This is a genomic window from uncultured Maricaulis sp. (genome assembly GCF_963976135.1).
GTDB lineage: Bacteria > Pseudomonadota > Alphaproteobacteria > Caulobacterales > Maricaulaceae > Maricaulis.
Map to the genome: position 1 here is coordinate 1 of NZ_CAXBKN010000181.1, position 2,285 is coordinate 2,285.

2 protein-coding genes are annotated in these 2,285 nt (G+C 60.8%); both read left to right on the forward strand.

The window, feature by feature from the left end:
• The coding region (gene proS / locus AAC023_RS14375; protein ID WP_339741982.1) for a proline--tRNA ligase at positions 1 to 1,328 on the forward strand (1,328 nt) is incomplete at its 5' end.
• Positions 1,321 to 2,285 (forward strand): ABC transporter permease (locus AAC023_RS14380; protein ID WP_339741984.1); only part of this gene is annotated, 965 nt, incomplete at its 3' end. The genes proS and AAC023_RS14380, both read left to right, overlap by 8 nt.

Here is a 2,285-nt window from a genome sequence, read left to right on the forward strand (position 1 = left end):
TGTCCCGATTTTTCCTGCCCGTCCTGAAAGAAACCCCTGCGGATGCCGAGATTATCTCGCATCAGCTGATGCTGCGCGCCGGCATGATCCGCCAGCAGAGCGCCGGGATCTACACCTGGTTGCCGCTGGGCTGGAAAGTCCTGCAGAAGATCGAGCAGATCGTGCGCGAGGAACAGAACCGCGCCGGTGCGGTGGAAATGCTGATGCCGACCCTGCAATCGGCCGATCTGTGGCGCGAAAGCGGACGCTATGATGATTACGGCCAGGAGATGCTGCGCATCACCGACCGCAAGAAGCGCGACATGCTCTACGGGCCGACCAATGAGGAAATGATCACGGATATTTTCCGCAGTTATTGCCGCTCCTACAAGGACGTGCCCAAACTGCTCTATCATATCCAGTGGAAATTCCGCGACGAGATCCGGCCGCGTTTCGGCGTCATGCGCGGGCGCGAATTCCTGATGAAGGATACCTATTCCTTCGATACGGACGAGGCGGCGGCGCGCAAATCCTATAACCGCATGTTCATTGCCTATCTCAACACCTTCACACGCCTTGGCCTGAAAGCCGTGCCGATGCGTGCCGATACCGGTCCGATTGGCGGCGATCTCTCGCATGAATTCATCGTTCTGGCCGAAACCGGCGAAAGCGAGGTTTTCTGCCATGCCGATCTGGTCGAGATGGGCGCTCCCGGCGCTGGCGTTGATTTCGATGGCGACCTGCAGCCATTGGTCGATCAGCGTACCGCGCTCTATGCCGCGACCGAGGAAATGCACGATCCGGCCGCCTTCGCGGCTGTGCCCAAGGACCGGCAATTATCGGCCCGCGGCATCGAGGTTGGCCATATCTTCAATTTCGGCACCAAGTATTCCGAGCCGATGAAAGCCAATCTGACCCATCCTGATGGTCAGGACCGTCCCGTCCACATGGGCTCCTACGGTGTCGGCGTTTCGCGCCTGTTCGGCGCGATTATCGAAGCGCATCACGACGAGAAGGGCTGTATCTGGCCCGACAGCGTGGCACCGTTTGATGTCGGCATTATCAATATGCGGGCCGGCGACGAGGCCTGCGACAGCGCCTGCGACGGTGCCTATGCCAGCCTTGTGGCGGCCGGGCTCGACCCGCTCTATGACGATACCGACAATCGCGCCGGCGCGAAATTCGCCACTGCCGATCTGATCGGCCTGCCTTACCAGCTGGTGATCGGTCCGCGCGGTCTGAAAGAAGGCAAGGTCGAGGTCAAGATCCGTCGCAGCGGCGAAACCCATGAACTGGCGATCGAGGATGCGGTGGCACGTCTGGCGGCGAAAGACTTCGCCAATGGCTGAGGCTCCGCCGATCGATCCGGGCGGCGCGATGCCGTTCAGCCCGTATGAGTTCCAGATCGCGGCGCGGTATCTGCGCACCAAGCGCAAGAATGGTGGCGTCGCCCTGATCGCGATGATCTCCTTCGCCGGCATCGCCCTGGCCGTCACCGGTCTGATCGCGGTGATGTCGATCATGAATGGCTTCCGCAATGAGCTGTTCAGCCAGCTGCTGGGCTTCCAGCCACACGTCTATGTCGATTCACGTGCGATCGAACCTGGTGAGATCGACCGGCTGGTCGCCGAAATCGAGGCGCTTGCCGGCATCAAGAGCGCTGACCCGGTCGTGCAGGGCCAGGCTATGGCGCTGTCCGATGAATATGAAACTGTCCTGCAGGTGCTTGCCATCAGCCCGGAGGATCTCGCCGAACTGGATGTGATCCGTAGCGGTGATGAGCCGGGCAGCCATACCGGCCTGACCCATGGTTCCATCGAGGAGTTTGGCCAGGGCCGCAATGGCGGCGATGTCATTGTGCTGGGCACTGGCGTGGCGCGCCGTCTCAACGTCAATGTCGGCGATTACGTCACCTTTCTGACAGCACGTGGTGCCGCGACCTCCTTCGGCGTGACGCCACGGCGCAAGGCCTATTATGTCGGCGCGCTTCTGGCCGCCGGGGTTTCCACGATTGATGATGCCATCGCCTTCATGCCCCTCCAGCAGGGGCAGCTCTTCTTCGGGCGCGAGAATGGTGTCGACATGATCCATGTCCGCCTCGACGACCCCGACCTTGCGGCGAGCTTTGTCGAGCCCATCATGGCGCTCTCCGGGCCCAATGCGATGGTGTATGACTACACCCAGCTCGACCCGGCCTTTTACAATGCCCTGCAATTCGAGCGTTCGGCGATGCGTATGGTCATGACCATTGTCATCGCGATTGCTGCCCTGAACATCATTTCCGGCCTCGTCATGCTGGTGAAGAA